Raw genomic sequence first — 19,738 nt, forward strand, 5'->3', positions numbered from 1 at the left:
AGTCCCTTCTTTAACTAAATGATATCACTTAGTTATTATTCATCATTTTCTTTATCTCGCGTAAATTCAATCGTTTCAGTTTCTCGCATAGCTATTTCGTAAATCATTTTAGATAACACTTCAGTATTATGACGCACATAGTATTCTTCAGAAACTTCTACTAAATTAGGGTGTGTAAATACTTTAATATTTTGTTCTTCCATATGATTCATATTACATTTCACTGGTGATGCCCCATCTTCCCTATAACGCCTCAACACATCTTCAGTAAATGATTGGGTGCTACAAATAGAGTAACTGATAAAGTTCTGACCAACATGATCATGTATTGCGTTCACATGGTCGACTGCAGTATAACTATTTGTTTCACCTGGCTGTGTCATAACATTTGAAACATATAATTTAGGAACGTCTCCACCCAGCAGTGCATTAGAAATACCCTTCACGCATAGGTTAGAAATCACACTCGTATAAAGTGAGCCAGGGCCTAACACGATTAAATCTGCTTCTTCTATTGCTTCCACTGCTTCTTCCATTGGCTCAACATCTTCTGGTTCCAAAAATACACGTTTAATCTTTTTATTCTTTTTTGGAATATTAGATTCGCCATATACAATTTCTCCATCTTCCATTACTGCATTTAAACGTACGCTCGCATTAGTAGATGGAATAACACGACCTCTAATATTTAAAATTTCACTTAGTTCTTTCACTGCATGGCCGAAATCGTTATTGATGTTGGTTAATGCAGCGATGAGTAAGTTACCTAAAGAATGACCTTCGACTTGGTTTTCTTTAAAACGATATTGAAACAATTGCTCTATTGTTGATTCAGTTTCACTTAATGCCGAAATAACGTTTCGTATATCTCCTGGAGCAGGTATATCCATTTCGCTTCGTATTTTACCCGTACTACCACCATCATCAGCTACTGTGACAATCGTCGTAATATCAATCGGATAACCCTTTAAACCACGTGCTAAAACGGATAAACCCGTACCTCCACCTATAAGTACAAGTTTAATTCTTTTCATTTTTTTGTTTCACGCCACTTTCGACATGTGCATCCCTATGTTGCACATACACATTATAGTCAAAACTCTCTCTGAGTTCTGCTCCGATACGTTTGGCTAGTGCGACAGAACGATGTTGGCCACCAGTACACCCTATTGCAATAACAAGTTGAGATTTACCTTCTTTTTTATACCCTGGCACCATAAATTTCAATAAATCCATTAATTTTTCATAAAAAATATTTGTTTCTTTCCATTTCATTACATATTTATATACCGCTTCATCTTCACCAGTTAATGGTCTCAACTCATCAACGTAGTGCGGATTTGGTAAAAACCTTACATCAAATACAAGGTCCGCATCTATTTGTATACCATGTTTAAAACCGAAGCTAATGACATTAATATTAAATGTTTGGTAGTTACTTTGATTAAAATAATCCCCCACGCGTTTGCGTAATTCTTTCGGTGTCATTTGCGATGTATCAATCGTATAATTCGCTAAACTCTGAATTTCACTCAACAACTCACGTTCTTCTTCAATAGATTCAATTAATGAACGTTGACCTTTTTCATTTAAAGGATGTGCACGACGTGTTTCTTTATAACGAGAGATTAGTTTTTCATTCGAAGCTTCCAAGAACATTAAATCAACAATAACGTCTGAGTTACTCTTAATTTGATCCATCTCTTTAATTAAAGACTTAAAGAGTTCCTTACCTCTCAAATCAATAGCAATCGCTACTTTTTGTAAAGAAGGGTTCCCTTGCCCCATCAATTCTACAAACTTTGGTAACAGAATCGGTGGTAAATTATCTACACAGAAATATCCAATATCTTCTAAACTCTGGATGACCATAGATTTTCCGGCGCCTGACAAACCAGTTACAACCAACAATTCACTCTTTACTATTTCTTTTTCTTCTCGCTGCATCTCTTTACACCATCCATTGATTATTTTAATCGCAAAATTAGTTCTATGTTGTTAATAGTTTATTTATATTGGCATTTATACATTATATTTCATTTTTCTCAATATAAGTCTAACGAGTTAATATTATCACATTATATTTTACATGAAAAACGACTAAGGTAGTAGTTTTATCTATCGACACTATAAAGCTATAGCTGTTTCATTATGTAAAAAAGCTAGAATGTTATAACTTACTTATAGATCGTAAGTATGACATTCTAGCTATGACTGAATTTATCTATGATAATTTATAAAATCTTTTATAAATTATGACTTTACTTCATCAATGATTCAATTTATTTATGCTTCAATTGCATCGTTTAAATGTTCGATATATGCAATAGCACTTTGTGCTGCAATACTTCCGTCGCCAGTTGCCGTTACAATTTGACGTAAACCTTTTTCACGTACGTCGCCTGCTGCATATATACCAGGTACACTTGTACTCATGTCTTCATTCGTTAAAATGTAGCCAACTTCATTAGTAATGCCTAAATCTTGGAAAGGTATTGTTAATGGTTTCATACCAATGTACACAAATACGCCATCACCATCTAGTGTTTGTTCTGTGCCATCTTTCGTTGATTCTAATGTTACTGAGCCTACTTTACCATCTTTATCATTAATTGTTTTCAAAGTGTGACTCCAAATAAAATCAATTTTATCGTTTTTAAATGCACGATCTTGTAAGATTTTTTGTGCACGTAATTCATCTCTACGGTGAACGATTGTTACGCTATCAGCAAATTTCGTAAGGAATGTTCCTTCTTCTACAGCTGAATCCCCGCCACCAATAACAAATAATTTTTTACCTTTAAAGAATGCACCATCACATACGGCACAATAACTTACACCACGGCCACCTAGTTCTTGTTCACCTGGTACACCAATTTTTTTGTATTCTGCACCTGTTGATATGATTACGGCACGAGCAGTAATTTCACTATTACCAAGGTTAATCACTTTATGCGTACCTTTATCTTCTATAGATTTGATATCGCCATATTGATATTTTGCACCAAATTTTTTCGCATGTTCAAACATTTTCGTTGATAAGTCTGGACCTGTTACCATTTCAAACCCTGGGAAGTTCTCAACTTCTTCTGTGTTTGCCATTTGTCCACCTGGCATACCACGTTCAATCATTACTGTGCTTAAATTAGCACGTGATGCATAAACTGCAGCAGTCATTCCTGCTGGTCCGGCACCTATAATTGCCACATCAAAATCCACTTGTTCAGCCATTTAAATTGCCTCCTGTTTAATAATTCATTATGCGCAGTATATATGATTTCTTGCATTTCTTAAACTTATATGCTCACTAAATAATCTATCGTTTTATTTAAACGGTAAGAAGATATATCAAACCATTCCATTACTTGTTGTTTTGTTATTTTACTATCAGCATTACGATAATACATATACACAAATGCTGCAATATATTCATTTACATTTGTTAAATCTACTTTTTCAGATATAATCGCTTCTGCTTGATCAATCCATACAATAAATAATTCTTCATTATTTTTCAATGATTTCACACCATACAACATCAATAAGCCTCTGTGAATGAAATCTAATTTGTTTAACTTTAAATCTTGAATAATATACGTAAGATATAGCTTTTCGTAATCTTCCATAGATTCTAAAACTGCCCAAATTTCTTGTGTCAAAAGCACTTCTCGCCCTTTTAACTGATTTAATAAGAAAATACCATATAGCCTGTGATGGCTATCGTCATGGAGTAACAATGGTAATACTTGTTCATCGAAATACATTTTACTCTCAGCAATAACCCAAGGTGCATAACCTACATCGACTTTAGTCATTTCTTGCAATTTCGACCAAAAATATTTACTTTCATCAATATTATTTAAATGGTAACTGTTATAACTTAACGCGTTATACATTTGGATGGAAAGGAATTTTCCTTTTCTATAAAGTGGTTGTAATATTTTTTGCGAAGCTTCATATTGTTTCAAGTAACATAAAACGATACCTAGTTTAAATGACTCATCATCATTCATCGGCATGACTTTACTTAAAATTTTTAAATAGCGTTGGTATTTTTCTTTATCATTCGTATTATAAAGTAATAAAGTATAATGACATAATGCATGTACATCCGTATTATCTTCACTAAGCAATCGCTCAAACATTTCTTTAGCAATGTCATATTCATTCATGTATAAATAACACATCGCAAGTAAATTACGCACTACGCGATGTTCTTGAATTTCATCATTTTGATTTAAGATAAATGTTCGTGCTTCAGGTAATCGTCCCTGAGAAAATAAGTATTGGAAAATAAGTTGTACTGCAAATAGCTGGCTTTCTGTCTCTATTTTTTCAGCTGAATTATAAGAAACTTCAAACATGTCTTCAAGTTCTTCTTTATAATCTTCATCTTTAGACATCGTGACATAATTTATACCAAATAAAAATGCTTTATTTGCTTCGTTTAATGTAATGTTTAATTGACTAAGCTGAAAATAACTTTCTTCTACTAACTCTTGTTGTGCAATATTTTCATAAAACAGATACTCCGCTTCACTACTCAGTCCTAAATTCACAAGACATTCCGCGTATTTTACTTTTACATCAAAATCTTGAGGTGACATTTCCAGCACTTTGCCATAATATTCTGCTGCCTTTTTATAATCTTGGTGCAGAAATTTTTGGTCTCCCAATTTTTTATAAAATTGACTATCTAATTTCATTGGTATTACTTTGCCGTTATGCGCCATCCATTATCACCTCCTAAATATTCATTAAGTTCTTATTTGCATGGGATTTCCATATGCTAATGCCGAATCCGGTATGTCTTTTGAAATAACAGTACCCGCTCCGACTTTAACATTTGCACCTATGCTTACACCTGGTAATATTGTAACATTCGCACCAATTAAAGTATTATCACCAATTTGGACATGTCCCGTTCGAAACTCATCAACTAGAAATTCATGAGTTAAAATTGTAGTATTATAGCCAATCACACAGTTTTTCCCTATAGAAATATACTCTGGGTATAATAAATCGGGAACCACTTTAAAAGCAAATGCTGTGTTTTCACCTATACTCATTTTCAATAAATTACAATACACCCAACGTTTCATTTTCACATGAGGCAAGTACCTGCAAATTTCAATAATTATTGTTTGTTTAAATATTTTAAAGTATTTTATATAACGATACATATGCCAAAGTGGGTTATTGCCTTTAACTTTAACTTTTTTTAAATTACGCATGATATTTTATCACTTCACTTTTTGATTTGACCAAGTTAACGGACCAACATCTTTGTATCTTGGTGCGTTATATTTCACTCTTCTGATAATCATAATCACAATACCTACTATTATCAGTATAATAGACATTAACTGTGCTACTCGAATATCACTTGTTAACATCAAGCTATCTGTACGCATACCTTCTACGAAAAATCTGCCGATGGAATACCATATCAAATATAGACAGAAAGTATCGCCTATACGTAAATGTTTTCTAAGCAAGATCAGTATAACAAAGCCTAAAATGTCCCAAATAGATTCATATAAAAATGTTGGTTGATAGTATTTGCCGTTAATATACATATTATTAATAATAAAATCTGGAATATGTAAGTTTTCTAAGAATGTTCTTGAAACAGGACCACCATGCGCTTCATGATTCATAAAGTTGCCCCATCTTCCAATACCTTGACCTAAAATCATACTTGGTGCAATGACATCACCAATTTGAAAGGGATTAATATTTTTTTGTTTACAGATGATAATCCCTGTAACAAATCCACCTATTAAACCACCATGTATTGCAATACCACCATGCCATATCATCGGAATTTCAATTGGGTTTTGAATATAATATGGCCACTGGAAAATAACAAAATAAAGTCTCGCCACAATAAATCCAAATATTGCACTCCAAAAAATGATATCAACTAATGTATCTTTATCAAAGCCAATACGTTTCACACCTTCTTGAGCAATAAAATAACCCAAGAGTATCCCCACAGCGATAATAATGCCATACCAACGTACCGAAATAGGTCCAAGCTCAAGCGCAATTGGATTGATATAATTTAATGTCATCATTACCTATTTCTCCTCACTGTTGCTACCATTTCGTAATATTTCAGCATTTAAGCGATCATTAAACTCTTCTGCTGTATTGATGCCCATAATATTCAGACGGTAATTCATTGCCGCAACTTCAATAATAACCGCTACGTTACGTCCAGGTCGTACAGGAATTGTTTTTTTCGTAATTTCAGTATCTAAGATACGTAATTTTTCTTCATTTAAGCCGACTCGATCATATAATTTGTCTTTATGCCAGTTTTCTAAATGAATATTTAAACGCAATCTTTTTTCAGTTAAAATCGAACCAGCACCAAATAATGTCATTACATTAATGATACCTAAGCCCCTAATTTCTAATAAATGTTCTATTAACTTAGGTGCTCTCCCAATTAATTCGTCTTTACTGATTTCTCTAATTTCCACATTATCGTCTGCTACTAATCTATGACCACGTTTTATTAATTCTAATGCTGTTTCACTTTTACCAATTCCAGAATCACCAGTAATCAGTACACCTACACCATAAACATCGACAAGCACCCCATGTAGCGATGTTGTTCTAGCTAGTTCATGTTCTAAAAACGTAGTTAAACGACTCATTAATTGTGTAGTAGCAATCGTCGACGCAATTAATGGTGTGTCGAGTTCTTTTGCTGCAGCGATAAGTTCCTCTGGAGGTTCTAAATCTCTCGTTACAATAATCGCCGGCGTGTCTGGACGACATAACTTTCTCATACGTCCTTTACGTTCTTCATCTGGTAATAAATTATAAAAAGATAATTCCGTAGTACCTAATAATTGAATACGGTCAGATGCATAGTGAGAAAAATAACCTGCCATTTCCAAACCTGGTCTTGAAATATCTGTATTTTTAATTTGTTTGTTTAAACCTGCTTCTCCAACAATGAGATCAAGTTCAAAGCGGTCTACTAAACTCTTTGTAGTTAACATAGTTCACCTCTATCAATATTTCTCTTACATTTGCAATATGATATTATCATATCAAAAAGAAATGATAATCCATATCAAAAAGTGTAGAAGATCGATAATTCAATACATATCTATAATATCTATCATTATATCAATTATAAACGATATCAGACACTAGTGACTGATTATATTTTCAATTTATTCATTTAATTTACTATAAATCATTTTTTGTATAGTTGTTGCTTTTAAATACAAAAATACCCCCTTCAAAGTTTGCACATTAAAGTACTTACTTTAAAGAGAGGCATTCATACTTTATGTAACCCACCTTTTTGGATAGCGTTACATTAGTAATTTTCATATATTTTTATTTTACTGTATCTCTTTCTAGCACAGGTTTTAAGTATTGTCCTGTGTAACTTTCTTTTACTTCTGCAATTTGTTCTGGCGTGCCGGTAGCTACAAGCGTACCGCCTCCGTCGCCACCTTCTGGACCTAAGTCAATAATATAATCTGCCATTTTAATAACATCTAAGTTATGCTCAATAATAACTACAGTATCACCATTTTCTACTAGTTTATTGAGTACTTTTAATAATCGCCCAATATCATCAACATGCAAACCAGTAGTAGGTTCATCTAGTATATAGATGGATCGACCCGTAGAACGTTTATGCAATTCAGAAGCCAGTTTAACACGTTGTGCTTCACCACCAGAAAGTGTCGTCGCTTGTTGACCCAATGTAACGTATCCTAGTCCAACATCAACTAATGTTTTCAATTTGCGATGAATTTTAGGTACTTTTTCAAAGAAATTAGTCGCTTCTTCAGCTGTCATTGCTAAAATATCTGCAATGTTTTTACCTTTATACGTGACCTCTAGCGTTTCTCTATTGTATCTAGAACCACCACAAATTTCACACGGCACATACACATCTGGTAAGAAATGCATTTCAATTTTTATAATACCGTCACCTCTACAAGCTTCACAACGACCACCTTTTACATTAAAGCTAAAGCGGCCTTTCGTATAACCTCTTACTTTAGATTCATTTGTTTGAGCGAAGATATCCCTAATATTATCGAATACGCCTGTATAAGTTGCTGGATTTGATCTCGGTGTTCTTCCAATAGGTGATTGATCAATATCGATTATACGTTCAAGTTGATCTATTCCTTGAATTTCGTCACAATCACCTGGTTTTACTTTTGATTTATTAATGTGTTTTGCTAATGATTTATACAGCACTTCATTAACTAACGTACTCTTACCTGAACCTGAGACACCTGTAACGACTGTCATTGTTGATAATGGAAAATCTACGTCAATATCTTTTAGGTTATTACTTCTTGCGCCTTTAACGCTTACTTTTCGGTCAGTTATTTCACGGCGTTCTTCAGGTACTTCTATCAGCTTTTTCCCACTTAAATATTGACCAGTGAGTGATTTTTTCTGATTCATTACTTGTTTAGGTGTTCCACTCGCGACAATTTCGCCACCATGTTCACCTGCACCTGGGCCTACATCAACCAAATAATCAGCCGCACGCATTGTATCTTCATCGTGTTCTACGACTATCAAAGTATTACCTAAGTCACGCATTTCTTTTAATGTGCTTATGAGTCGATCATTATCTCGTTGGTGAAGACCGATAGAAGGCTCATCTAACACGTAAAGTACACCTGACAGTCTAGAACCAATTTGTGTAGCAAGACGAATTCGTTGCGCTTCACCACCTGATAGCGATCCTGATGCACGATTAAGTGTTAAATATTCTAAACCGACGTTATATAAAAATTCTAAACGCGAGTTAATTTCTTTTAATATTTGATCTGCAATTTTTCTATCTTGTTCTGACAATTCGATATGTTCGTACATATGCAATGCATCTTTAATTGAATGTTCAACAACTTCTCCAATATTCTGACCAGAAACATATACAGATAGTGCTTCACGACTTAAACGTTTACCATTACAAGTTTCACAAGGTAGCTCTGTCATATATTTACTCATCATCTCTCTAACAAGTTCGGATGGTGAATCATGATAACGACGATTAATATTATTAAGCACACCTTCAAATTCCATTGTTCGTTTACGTGTTTGACCATTACGTTGCTTGAATGTGAACTCAATTTCTTTACCTTTAGAACCGTTTAAAATGATATCTTGTTGTCTATCTGTCAATTTTTTAAATGGTTTATCCATATTAATTTTATATACTTCACAAACACGATTTAATAATGTTGGATAAAAATCTGAACTTGAAGATTCCCAAGCTATGATCGCACCTTCATTTAAAGTTTTGTTAGTATCAGGAACCACTAAGTCTACATCTACCTTTAATTTTAATCCTAAACCATCACATGTTGGACATGCGCCAAATGGGCTGTTAAAACTGAACATACGTGGCTCTAACTCACCAATTGAAAAACCACATATCGGACAAGCATGGTTTTCTGAGAATTTTAATTCTTCTCCATCAATGATATCAACGATTAACGTACCTTCGGCAAGTCTAATCGCAGTTTCTATAGAATCAGCAAGACGTCCTTCAATACCTGCTTTAACTACCAAGCGATCTATTACCACTTCGATGGTATGGTTTTTATTTTTATCTAAATTTGGCACTTCGTTTACATCCATAATTTCGCCATCAACACGAACACGTACATAACCTTTTTTACTAATGTCGTCTATGAGTTTTTCTTGTGCACCTTTTCTGTGAGAAACCACAGGAGCCAATAATTGGATTTTAGAACGCTCTTCAAGTTGCATCACTTGGTCTACCATTTGTTGTACAGTTTGCGATTCTATTTCAATACCGTGATTAGGACAGAATGGTTTACCTATACGTGCGTAGAGTAACCGTATATAGTCGTATATTTCAGTTACCGTCGCTACAGTTGATCTTGGGTTCTTACTTGTCGTCTTTTGGTCAATTGATATCGCAGGTGATAAACCTTCAATTGTATCAACATCCGGTTTGTCCATTTGACCTAAAAATTGTCTTGCATAAGCACTTAATGACTCAACATATCTACGCTGTCCCTCAGCGTAAATTGTATCGAAGGCAAGTGAAGATTTTCCAGATCCAGAAAGTCCCGTCATTACGATGAGTTTATCTTTCGGTATTTCAATATCTACATCTTTTAAATTATGGGCGCGAGCCCCTTTTACTACAATGGATGGTTGTTTCATATGTGTCACCCTTCTGCTTTTAATTCAAACAACATGTCTCTAAGCTCTGTTGCTTTTTCGAAATCTAAATCTTTGGCTGCTTGTTTCATTTCTTTTTCTATATTTGCGATTGTTTTTTCGCGTTCTTTTTTCGTCATTTTCTTAGGTACTTCAGTTTGTTGTTGTTCATTCGTTTCATCATTCTCGACTGTGGCACTAATAACATCATGAATTTTCTTATTAATCGTCGTAGGCGTAATATTATGTTTTTCATTATACGCTTTTTGAATTGTACGACGTCGTTCTGTCTCATCAATGGCATAACGCATGGAATCGGTAATCTTGTCACCATACATAATAACTTCACCACGACTATTACGTGCTGCACGTCCACTTGTTTGAACAAGTGATCTATGAGAACGTAAGAAACCTTCTTTATCCGCATCAAGAATAACAACAAGAGACACTTCTGGTATATCGATACCCTCTCTTAATAAGTTAATTCCAACAATGACATCATAAGTTCCCATACGTAAATCACGAATAATTTCTATACGCTCCAACGTTTTAATTTCTGAATGTAGGTAATTGACCTTAATGCCAGCTTCTTTCAAATAAGTCGTTAAATCTTCACTCATTTTTTTAGTTAATGTCGTAACTAGCACACGTTCATTACGTTCAATGCGCTCATGAATTTCACTTATTAAATCATCAATTTGATTTTCCGTTGGTCGCACTTCAATCTCAGGATCTAAAAGACCTGTCGGACGAATGATTTGTTGTACCATTTCATCTGTATGTTCTAACTCGAATGGACCAGGTGTAGCAGATACATAAACGAGTTGATTGGTTTTTTCTTCGAATTCTTCAAATTTTAAAGGTCTATTATCCAAAGCACTCGGCAAACGGAAACCATGATCTACAAGTACTTGTTTACGTGCACGGTCTCCATTATACATACCCCTAATCTGAGGTAATGTCACATGTGATTCATCAACCATCACAAGCCAATCATCGCCAAAATAGTCTAATAACGTATACGGCGTTGATCCCATTGGTCTTAACGTTAAATGAACAGAATAGTTCTCAATACCAGAACAGAAGCCCATTTCACGCATCATTTCTAAATCATAATTCGTACGTTGTTCTAGTCGTTGTGCCTCTAATAATTTATTTTCTGAGCGTAATTCTGTTAAACGTTCTTCTAATTCATTTTCAATTCTTTGTATCGCAGATTTCATTTTCTCTTCACGTGTTACGAAGTGGGAAGCTGGGAAAATCACAAAGTGATCACGCTCTCTTAAAACTTCACCCGTTAAATAATTCACTTCACGGATACGATCAATTTCATCACCGAAAAATTCTACACGAATACACATTTCTTCTCTCGAAGCCGGAAAAATTTCAACAACATCTCCTCTTACACGAAATGTACCGCGTCTAAAATCAATATCATTTCTCGAATATTGCACGTCTACTAATTTTTTTAAAAGTTCACTTCTATCCATTTCCATACCAGCTCGAACACTGACTACTAAATCTCGATATTCTTCTGGGTTACCTAAACCATATATACAGCTGACACTCGCAATAATAATGACATCGTCTCTTTCAAAAAGTGAACTTGTCGCTGAATGTCGTAATTGGTCAATTTCATCATTTATTGAAGCATCTTTTTCAATAAATGTATCAGTTGATGGTACATAAGCCTCTGGTTGATAGTAATCATAATAACTGACAAAGTATTCTACTCTATTTTCTGGAAAGAATTCTTTAAACTCACTATATAATTGCCCTGCTAATGTTTTATTATGCGCGATAATGAGTGTCGGTTTCCCTACTTGTTTAATAACATTACTCATAGTAAAGGTCTTACCTGTACCTGTCGCACCGAGTAAAGTTTGATGACGTTTGCCCTCATTAACGCCTTTAACGATTTTCTTTATCGCCTCTGGTTGATCACCTTGAGGTGTAAAATCAGATTGTAATTTAAATTGATGGTGTTCCATAGTGACACATGCCTCCTATATAATTTCTAACGATACGAACATACCTGATGTGTCTATGTTTAAAATGTATATACCACTGTTGCTGTGTGTCTGCATCAAGTTTGCAGATTCATATTCTCGTTACATATTTTAACAGATTTATAAATGAAAAAGCAAACATTTGTTCGCTTTTTATCTTCTTATATATAAAGAAAAACAAACATAGTTCTATCACCATGTTTGCCTAAGTTGTCTTTGTTTATCCTAAAATAAACTATATTGTTGAATTTATACAATTATAAAACGCTTATTTAACTATAGCAATTAAGTTGCTTAATACTCATTACTCAGTCATCTTCTTTTTTATGAAATTCTAATTGATCGATAATAAGGTAACCAGCTAGCAACGAGGCGACATCTATAAAAATGATCCATTCATTATGAAAAAAGCCTTTTTGAACGGATGCACCAATTATAATTAATGTTAAAATCGTTCCTACCCATTTACTTCGTGTTAGTACGCTGAAAAACACCACGAAAATACATGGAAAGAAGGATGCGAGCACATACCAAATCATTCACTTCACCCATTCCTATTATTTAAAATAGCCATTGTTGTTTCACGTAATTCTGATCTTGGAATGAATTTCTCCGTTAACATTTCAGGAATAATATTATCTATAAAATCTTGTACCGAACTTAGATGATCAAATTGCATAATTGTTTCTAAAGACATCTCATATATTTCAAAAAATAGTTGTTCAGGGTTACGCTTTTGTATTTCACCAAATGTTTCATATAATAAATCTATCTTGTCAGCTACAGAAAGTATCTGACCTTCTAATGAGTCATCTTTACCTTCTTGAAGTCTTTCTCGATATATATCTTGGTAAGCTTCTGGAATTTCTTCATTTATAAAATGGTCTACCATTTCTTCCTCGACTTGTGAGAAGAGTTTTTTTAATTCACCACTTGCATATTTAACTGGTGTTTTGATATCACCCGTAAAAATTTCAGCAAAATCGTGATTTAACGACTTTTCATATAAACTCTTCCAATCTACTTCATTACCATGGTATTCCTCTACTGTAGCCAAATATTGTGCAATTTTTGTCACCTTAAATGAATGCGCAGCGACATTATGCTCAAAGTATTTAAATTTTCCCGGCAATCTAATTAATTTTTCTAAATCAGACAAGCGTTTAAAATATTGATGTACTCCCATGACATCGCCTCCTAGTTTGTTTAATGAATGATTATACTTAATTTTATAATATCATTCAACAATCAAAATGTCTTATCAATGTAATTGAATTTAACTAATTCAATTTATGAGGCGCCTAGGACATAAATTCATATCTCAGTCCCGTTGTTATTTTGGCAGAGTTGGCTAGGCATATACTACAAAATCTTATTAGAAAAATTATATTGCTGTCGCATTATTTTATTCATGACATTATTTAACCACAATGAACTATAAACATAGAACCACTCCAAAACATGATGGAGTGGTTCTATGTTGTACCATTTATTATATTAAGCAAAGCTCACCTCTAATATAAGCTCACTACCAAGCATCTTTTCTTTATGTATTCAGATGATATTGAAGTTATATGATTTGCTAATGAATATAATTATATTGATCAGTGTTGTGAATTGTTCTATAAGATTTTTGTCCTACACCTTGCCAATTCATTTCTGATACTACAATTGATCCATCTGGATTTTTACGTTCTACAACACCTACATGGCCATAGTTACCGGCATTACTTTGGAAAATCGCACCCACTTCAGGTGTACGGTTAACTTTGTAGCCACTATTACTCGCTGCCGAAGCCCAATTATTTGCGTTACCCCAAAGGTTACCTACTGATTTCCCTAATTGTTGACGACGATCAAATGCATAGTATGTACATTGTCCCCAATCATAATAATTACTACCATTTGAAGCTACCTGTGTTGGTTTATATTGATTAGAATACATTTGTGTACCTTCATTTTGATTATTTGCTACTTCTTTTTCTACGTAATCCCAAGTATGCTGTGTTGTCGGTACAAAGTTGTTTGATGTTACTGGAACATCATTATCTTCCCTTGTTTCATTCTGTACTTGCTGTTCGTTAAAAATACTTTGAAGTTGGTTGTTTAAATGTGCTGAACCCTTTTCAGATACTGCCACTAATTGTCCAGGATAAATAACTTCTCCTAGATTTGGGTTTAACTGATAAAGTTGTTCTAAATTAAGCTGATATTTAGCAGCAATATTTAAAACCGTATCTCCTTGCTTTATTTCTACTATATCTTTGTCTGGAAGAACTAATTGCTCTCCTGCTTGTACAGTTACTTTGTCATTCAATTGATTTAATAACTGAATTTCATTTGTTGTTGTGGCAAATGCTTGCGCTATATCAGATAATTTAGCATCTTCTTTTACTGTGTGAATTTGGTCTGCTGATGCAATACCATTAAAACCAAAAAACAATGCTGTCGATGTTACAGAAAATGTTAATCCTTTCTTCATTACATGTTCAACCCTTTACTGTCTTGAATTTTAATCAATCATAATATAGCATAAATTTTCCCCTCTTTTGTGATTGTTATTATACTGTAATGCAATAGACAATTGAGACTAAATATGGGTCAACGCTATTAACTTAAATCACGTTCAAAGCCTTGATATTACAACCTTTTAAAGCATCTCTATATACATCAGCTCAATCTAACATGTAATATTTTAAATTGCATTTTACATATTTTTTTATTTTTTCTTTAAATTCAAAAAGATCTCGTCACTAGTTTAAATACTAATGACGAGATCTCTTATTATCATTTGCTTAACTTTCTGAATGATCCATTTGACTACGTAAGTATGCTTCTATAAATGGACTTATATCGCCGTCCATAACTGCATCTACTTTACCTGATTCTTCATTTGTTCTATGATCTTTAACCATTGCATAAGGATGAAAAACATAAGATCTTATTTGACTTCCCCAGCCAATTTCTTTTTGCTCACCACGAATTTCTGCCATTTCTTGCTCTTGTTCTTCAATTTTCAATTGATATAACTTGGCTTTCAATGTCTTCATTGCAGCTTCTCTGTTTTTAATTTGAGAACGCTCATTTTGGTTGTTTACTACAATGCCTGTAGGATGATGGGTAATTCTAATTGCTGATTCTGTTTTATTAATATGTTGACCACCTGCACCAGATGCTCTAAATGTATCAACATTAATATCATCTGGATTTATATCGATTTCAATTTCTGTATTATTGAATTGTGGTATAACATCACAAGAAGCGAATGAAGTATGTCTACGTCCAGACGAATCAAACGGTGAAATACGGACAAGTCGATGCACGCCTTTTTCAGCTTTCAAATAACCATAGGCATTATGACCTTTAACGATTAATGTAACGCTTTTAACGCCCGCTTCATCACCAGGTAGATAGTCTGCAATTTCAACTTTAAACCCTTTGTGTTCACAATAACGTTGATACATTCTTAAAAGCATATTTGTCCAATCTTGCGATTCCGTACCGCCTGCGCCAGGATGTAGTTCCATAATGGCATCGTTCGCATCGTATGGACCATCAAGTAATAATTGTAGTTCAAAATTATCTAAGTTTTCTTTAAAATCTAATACGTTCTGTTCTAAATCTGACTTCATATCTTCATCATCATCGTCTAATAATAATTCTCTTGTTGTTTCCATCTCTTCTATTTCAGATTCTAATCCTCGATATGCATTTACGATCGTTTTTAAAGCATTATTCTTATCGATAATTTCCTGTGCTTTATCTTGATCATCCCAAAAAGTAGGATCAGTCATCATTTCTTCGTATTCCTGAATATTTGTCTCTTTTTCTTCTAAGTCAAAGAGACCCCCTAAGCTGCTCTAATTTTTCATTATAATAATCTATATTACGTTTAATTTCTGATAGTTCCATCAATGCATCTCTCCTGTTATCGTACGATTGAAATACTACTATTAAATTATGTTATTTTATTCAATATATCTATTCTACAAAAGTTTGAGGCTTAATTACAACTCTGCCACTGTTTTTTATTTATTTAAACACGCTAACTTTAATTTTTGATAAATAAAAACCGGAAGTTGATATATGCTTTATCAAGACTTCCGGTTTTATTTAAAATCACTTTCAAATTACGCACCGTGGCAGTTTTTATATTTTTTTCCACTACCGCAAGGGCAAGGATCGTTTCTACCGATATGATCATCTTTAACATAAGGTGATGCTTTAGCTTTTTCTTTACCATCTTCTGCAGATACGTGTTCAGCTTTACCGAAATCTGTTGCTTTATCACGTTCTAAGTCATCTTCAACCGTTACTACAGATTTCAAGATATATTTGCTGACATCTTCTTCGATGTTTTGCATCATTGTATCGAAAAGTTGGTGACCTTCGTTTTGATAATCACGTAATGGATTTTGCTGGCCATAAGAACGCAAATGGATACCTTGACGTAATTGATCCATTGTATCTATATGATCTGTCCAATGTAAATCGATTGAACGAAGTAAAATCATACGTTCGAATTCATCAAATTGTGTACCAATTTTCTCTTTTTGATCTTTTAACGCGACTTCAACTTTTGACCAAACAATATCAATGATATCCTCTTGGTCCTTACCTTTGATAGCTTCTAGTTTTAAGTCACCTTCATTTAAGAATACATCATCAATATAGTTGATGAATGGCTCATAATCTAAATCTTCTTCATCTTCATTTATATAATAATGAACGCTTCTATCTATTGTAGAATGGAGCATTTCATTTACTAAATCTCCACTTTCATCATTATCAATAATACGGTTACGTTCACCATATATAATCTCACGTTGTTTACGTAATACATCGTCATATTCAAGTACACGTTTACGTGCATCAAAGTTATTACCTTCTACACGTTTTTGAGCAGATTCAACGGCACGGGACACCATTTTAGATTCTATTGGTGTAGAATCATCCATACCTAAACGATTCATCATACTTTGTAAACGTTCTGAACCAAAACGTACCATTAAATCATCCTGTAGGGATAAGTAGAAGCGACTGTCCCCTTTATCACCTTGTCGTCCAGCACGACCACGTAATTGGTCATCAATACGACGGGATTCATGTCGCTCTGTACCAATTACTGCAAGGCCGCCGATTTCTTCAACACCTGCGCCAAGTTTAATATCTGTACCTCTACCTGCCATGTTAGTAGCGATAGTAACCGCTCCACGTTGACCTGCATTAGCAACTATATCTGCTTCACGTTCGTGATTTTTAGCATTTAAAATGTCATGACGTACGCCATGTTTCTTCAATAAATTAGAAATATATTCACTGGTTTCAACTGCAACTGTACCCAATAGTACAGGTTGTCCAAGTTTATGTTTTTCAATAACATCATCAACAACTGCATCAAATTTACCTTTTTGACTAATGTATATTAAGTCTGGTTTATCCACACGTTGTATCGGTTTGTTAGTAGGTATTTGAGTTACAGTCATATTATAAATGTTTCTGAACTCTTCTTCTTCAGTTTTAGCTGTACCTGTCATACCAGAAAGTTTGTTGTACATTCTGAAATAGTTTTGGAATGTAATAGAAGCCATTGTTTTAGATTCGTTTTGAATCTTCACGCCTTCTTTTGCTTCTATGGCTTGGTGTAAGCCTTCTGAAAAGCGACGTCCTGGCATTGTACGACCAGTAAATTGATCAACAATTAAGACTTCACCATTATTCACCATGTAATCCACATCTCGTTGCAATGTTACATGTGCACGTAACGCAGTATTAATATGGCTAATAATATCCACATTATTCACATCATATAGATTATCAATCTTAAACATGCGTTCTGCTTTATCAATACCTTGTTCTGTTAATTGAACAGCTTTTGTTTTTTCATCGTAGTTATAGTCGTCTTCATTTTTCAACATTTTAGCAAAGACATTTGCTTGTGTATAAAGCGAAGTCGATTTCTCAGCTTCACCTGAAATAATTAGTGGCGTACGCGCTTCATCAATTAAAATTGAGTCAACTTCATCAATAATAGCAAAGTTCAATGGTCTCATAACACGTTCTTCTGCATAGTTCACCATATTATCACGTAAATAATCGAAGCCTAACTCATTGTTCGTACTATACGTAATATCACTTGCGTATGCTTCTCTCTTCTCATTTGTTGTCATACTGTTGACGTTTAATCCTACTGATAACCCTAGGAATTCATATAGTTCTGCCATTTCTTCGCTTTGTGTACTAGATAAATATTCGTTTACTGTAATAACATGCACACCGCGATCTAACAATGCGTTTAAATAAACTGGCATTGTTGCAGTTAACGTTTTACCTTCACCCGTTCTCATTTCAGAAATGTCGCCACCATGAATTGCAATACCACCCATGACCTGAACTTTATATGGAATCATATTGAACACACGTTTTGAACCTTCTCTTACGAGCGCAAAGGCTTCCGGTAAAATATCATCGAGCATTTTATATTGTTTTTTAATATCTTCTTCTGCTTGTAATTGTTTTTGAAATGCTTTTGTTTTCTCTCTAATTTCTTCATCAGTTAATATCGACGTATCCTCTTCTAACGCAAGGACTTTGTCGGCTAATTTACCAAGGCGTTTTATTTCTTTTTTATTGCCATCTGCAATCTTTGATAAAAAACCCATTTTGTTCGCTCCTTTAGCTTTTTAACTCTTCGCTTACAACAATTTATGATATCATTTATAAGCTTAAATTTACACTTATTAACTTTCCATTTAAACAGTTTTTTCGCTTGTTAATGCTATTTTTTATTTATTAGTAGTTTTCATTTTTTATTTTATTTCTTATTCACTTAAAATATACACAAGATCTTACCTAACTTTCAAATTATTTCATAGTAACACAACAAAAAATGAGCGTCCATGATTTAACTCAATCATGAACGCTACGGTTAGTTTAATATTGGACTTAATTAAAACAAATTATTCAGTTGTTTCAATCAAACCATATTTTCCATCTCTTCTTTTATAAACAATACTCGTACCATCAGTTTCACGATCTGTGAAAATAAAGAAATCATGTCCTAATAAATCCATTTGCAATACTGCTTCTTCTGAATCCATAGGTTTCAAACTGAAATTTTTTGAACGAATAATTTCGATATCACTTTCATTGTCATCATTTTGAATCTCTTCTGCTTCACTTTCTTGTGGCAATGATGCAAATGCTTCTTGTTCTCCACGACTTCTATTTTTACGATTTACACGCGTTTTGTACTTTCTAACTTGTCTTTCAAGTTTACCGTTAATCAAATCAATACCTGCGTATAAATCATCGTGGCGTTCTTCAGCTCTTAAAGTAACGTTTTTCAATGGAATAGTTACTTCGATTTTTGCTGCTGAATTTTGATACGTTTTTACTTTAACATGTGCGATTGCATTTGGCACATCATTAAAATATCTTTCTAATTTACCAATTTTCTCCTCAATATAGTTGCGAATCGCATCAGTAATAGTGAGGTTCTCCCCGTGAATTTCAAATCTGATCATAATAAT

Annotated in this window: 15 protein-coding genes; all 15 read right to left on the reverse strand. The window is 33.7% G+C overall.

Annotated features, from left to right (window positions below):
* Positions 1–35: 35 nt before the first annotated feature.
* The gene (locus AAA453_RS12325) at positions 36–1,034 is read right to left on the reverse strand and encodes a gluconeogenesis factor YvcK family protein (RefSeq protein WP_427705239.1); all 999 of its coding nucleotides are present in this window, start codon (positions 1,032–1,034) and stop codon (positions 36–38) included.
* Positions 1,021–1,947, reverse strand: a complete 927-nt coding sequence (gene rapZ / locus AAA453_RS12330) for an RNase adapter RapZ (protein ID WP_427705242.1) — start codon at positions 1,945–1,947, stop codon at positions 1,021–1,023. Before rapZ ends, AAA453_RS12325 begins: the two co-directional genes overlap by 14 nt.
* A gap of 339 nt (positions 1,948–2,286) precedes the next feature.
* Positions 2,287–3,231 carry a thioredoxin-disulfide reductase gene (gene trxB / locus AAA453_RS12335; RefSeq protein ID WP_069817909.1) on the reverse strand — a complete coding sequence of 315 codons (945 nt, stop codon included), beginning with the start codon at positions 3,229–3,231 and terminating at the stop codon, positions 2,287–2,289.
* Positions 3,232–3,296: 65 nt separating this feature from the next.
* Positions 3,297–4,733: a tetratricopeptide repeat protein gene (locus AAA453_RS12340; RefSeq protein WP_069817908.1), complete on the reverse strand. Its 1,437-nt coding sequence runs from the start codon at positions 4,731–4,733 to the stop codon at positions 3,297–3,299.
* A 24-nt stretch (positions 4,734–4,757) separates the two neighbouring features.
* Positions 4,758–5,234 (reverse strand): acyltransferase, encoded by a 477-nt coding sequence (locus tag AAA453_RS12345; protein ID WP_069833339.1) that lies wholly within the window; start codon positions 5,232–5,234, stop codon positions 4,758–4,760.
* A 9-nt stretch (positions 5,235–5,243) separates the two neighbouring features.
* On the reverse strand, positions 5,244–6,080 hold the full coding sequence (lgt, locus tag AAA453_RS12350) for a prolipoprotein diacylglyceryl transferase (protein WP_069833338.1): 837 nt from the start codon (positions 6,078–6,080) through the stop codon (positions 5,244–5,246).
* A gap of 3 nt (positions 6,081–6,083) precedes the next feature.
* Positions 6,084–7,019 carry an HPr(Ser) kinase/phosphatase gene (hprK, locus tag AAA453_RS12355; protein WP_002508270.1) on the reverse strand — a complete coding sequence of 312 codons (936 nt, stop codon included), beginning with the start codon at positions 7,017–7,019 and terminating at the stop codon, positions 6,084–6,086.
* Positions 7,020–7,365: 346 nt separating this feature from the next.
* Positions 7,366–10,200, reverse strand: coding sequence for an excinuclease ABC subunit UvrA (gene uvrA, locus AAA453_RS12360; RefSeq protein ID WP_069817905.1), 2,835 nt, complete (start codon positions 10,198–10,200; stop codon positions 7,366–7,368).
* 5 nt (positions 10,201–10,205) lie between these two features.
* Positions 10,206–12,188 carry an excinuclease ABC subunit UvrB gene (gene uvrB, locus AAA453_RS12365; RefSeq protein WP_285323672.1) on the reverse strand — a complete coding sequence of 661 codons (1,983 nt, stop codon included), beginning with the start codon at positions 12,186–12,188 and terminating at the stop codon, positions 10,206–10,208.
* Positions 12,189–12,514: 326 nt separating this feature from the next.
* Entirely contained in the window at positions 12,515–12,745 is a 231-nt protein-coding gene (locus AAA453_RS12370) for a CsbA family protein (protein WP_002508273.1), read from the reverse strand.
* A gap of 5 nt (positions 12,746–12,750) precedes the next feature.
* On the reverse strand, positions 12,751–13,392 hold the full coding sequence (locus tag AAA453_RS12375; RefSeq protein WP_069817903.1) for a YfbR-like 5'-deoxynucleotidase: 642 nt from the start codon (positions 13,390–13,392) through the stop codon (positions 12,751–12,753).
* A 396-nt stretch (positions 13,393–13,788) separates the two neighbouring features.
* Positions 13,789–14,688 carry a CHAP domain-containing protein gene (locus AAA453_RS12380; protein ID WP_427705244.1) on the reverse strand — a complete coding sequence of 300 codons (900 nt, stop codon included), beginning with the start codon at positions 14,686–14,688 and terminating at the stop codon, positions 13,789–13,791.
* Positions 14,689–15,001: 313 nt separating this feature from the next.
* A protein-coding gene (gene prfB, locus AAA453_RS12385) for a peptide chain release factor 2 (protein ID WP_141714380.1) occupies positions 15,002–16,118 on the reverse strand; the annotation gives its coding sequence in 2 pieces (ribosomal slippage) (positions 15,002–16,045 and positions 16,047–16,118; 1,116 coding nt in all).
* Between the two features lie 218 nt (positions 16,119–16,336).
* A complete protein-coding gene (gene secA, locus AAA453_RS12390) occupies positions 16,337–18,868 on the reverse strand; it encodes a preprotein translocase subunit SecA (protein WP_427705247.1) in 2,532 nt (843 codons plus the stop codon).
* Positions 18,869–19,165: 297 nt separating this feature from the next.
* On the reverse strand, positions 19,166–19,732 hold the full coding sequence (gene hpf / locus AAA453_RS12395; protein ID WP_069817900.1) for a ribosome hibernation-promoting factor, HPF/YfiA family: 567 nt from the start codon (positions 19,730–19,732) through the stop codon (positions 19,166–19,168).
* Positions 19,733–19,738 lie beyond the last annotated feature (6 nt).

Origin of the sequence: Staphylococcus parequorum (assembly GCF_039237145.1) — a bacterium.
Classification (GTDB): Bacteria; Bacillota; Bacilli; order Staphylococcales; family Staphylococcaceae; genus Staphylococcus; species Staphylococcus equorum_A.

Coding starts and splice junctions, on each gene's coding strand:
- AAA453_RS12325 (WP_427705239.1), bottom strand. CDS start 1,034: ATGAAAAGAATTAAACTTGTACTTATAGGTGGAGGTACGGGTTTATCC.
- rapZ (WP_427705242.1), bottom strand. CDS start 1,947: ATGCAGCGAGAAGAAAAAGAAATAGTAAAGAGTGAATTGTTGGTTGTA.
- trxB (WP_069817909.1), bottom strand. CDS start 3,231: ATGGCTGAACAAGTGGATTTTGATGTGGCAATTATAGGTGCCGGACCA.
- AAA453_RS12340 (WP_069817908.1), bottom strand. CDS start 4,733: ATGGCGCATAACGGCAAAGTAATACCAATGAAATTAGATAGTCAATTT.
- AAA453_RS12345 (WP_069833339.1), bottom strand. CDS start 5,234: ATGCGTAATTTAAAAAAAGTTAAAGTTAAAGGCAATAACCCACTTTGG.
- lgt (WP_069833338.1), bottom strand. CDS start 6,080: ATGATGACATTAAATTATATCAATCCAATTGCGCTTGAGCTTGGACCT.
- hprK (WP_002508270.1), bottom strand. CDS start 7,019: ATGTTAACTACAAAGAGTTTAGTAGACCGCTTTGAACTTGATCTCATT.
- uvrA (WP_069817905.1), bottom strand. CDS start 10,200: ATGAAACAACCATCCATTGTAGTAAAAGGGGCTCGCGCCCATAATTTA.
- uvrB (WP_285323672.1), bottom strand. CDS start 12,188: ATGGAACACCATCAATTTAAATTACAATCTGATTTTACACCTCAAGGT.
- AAA453_RS12370 (WP_002508273.1), bottom strand. CDS start 12,745: ATGATTTGGTATGTGCTCGCATCCTTCTTTCCATGTATTTTCGTGGTG.
- AAA453_RS12375 (WP_069817903.1), bottom strand. CDS start 13,392: ATGGGAGTACATCAATATTTTAAACGCTTGTCTGATTTAGAAAAATTA.
- AAA453_RS12380 (WP_427705244.1), bottom strand. CDS start 14,688: ATGAAGAAAGGATTAACATTTTCTGTAACATCGACAGCATTGTTTTTT.
- secA (WP_427705247.1), bottom strand. CDS start 18,868: ATGGGTTTTTTATCAAAGATTGCAGATGGCAATAAAAAAGAAATAAAA.
- hpf (WP_069817900.1), bottom strand. CDS start 19,732: ATGATCAGATTTGAAATTCACGGGGAGAACCTCACTATTACTGATGCG.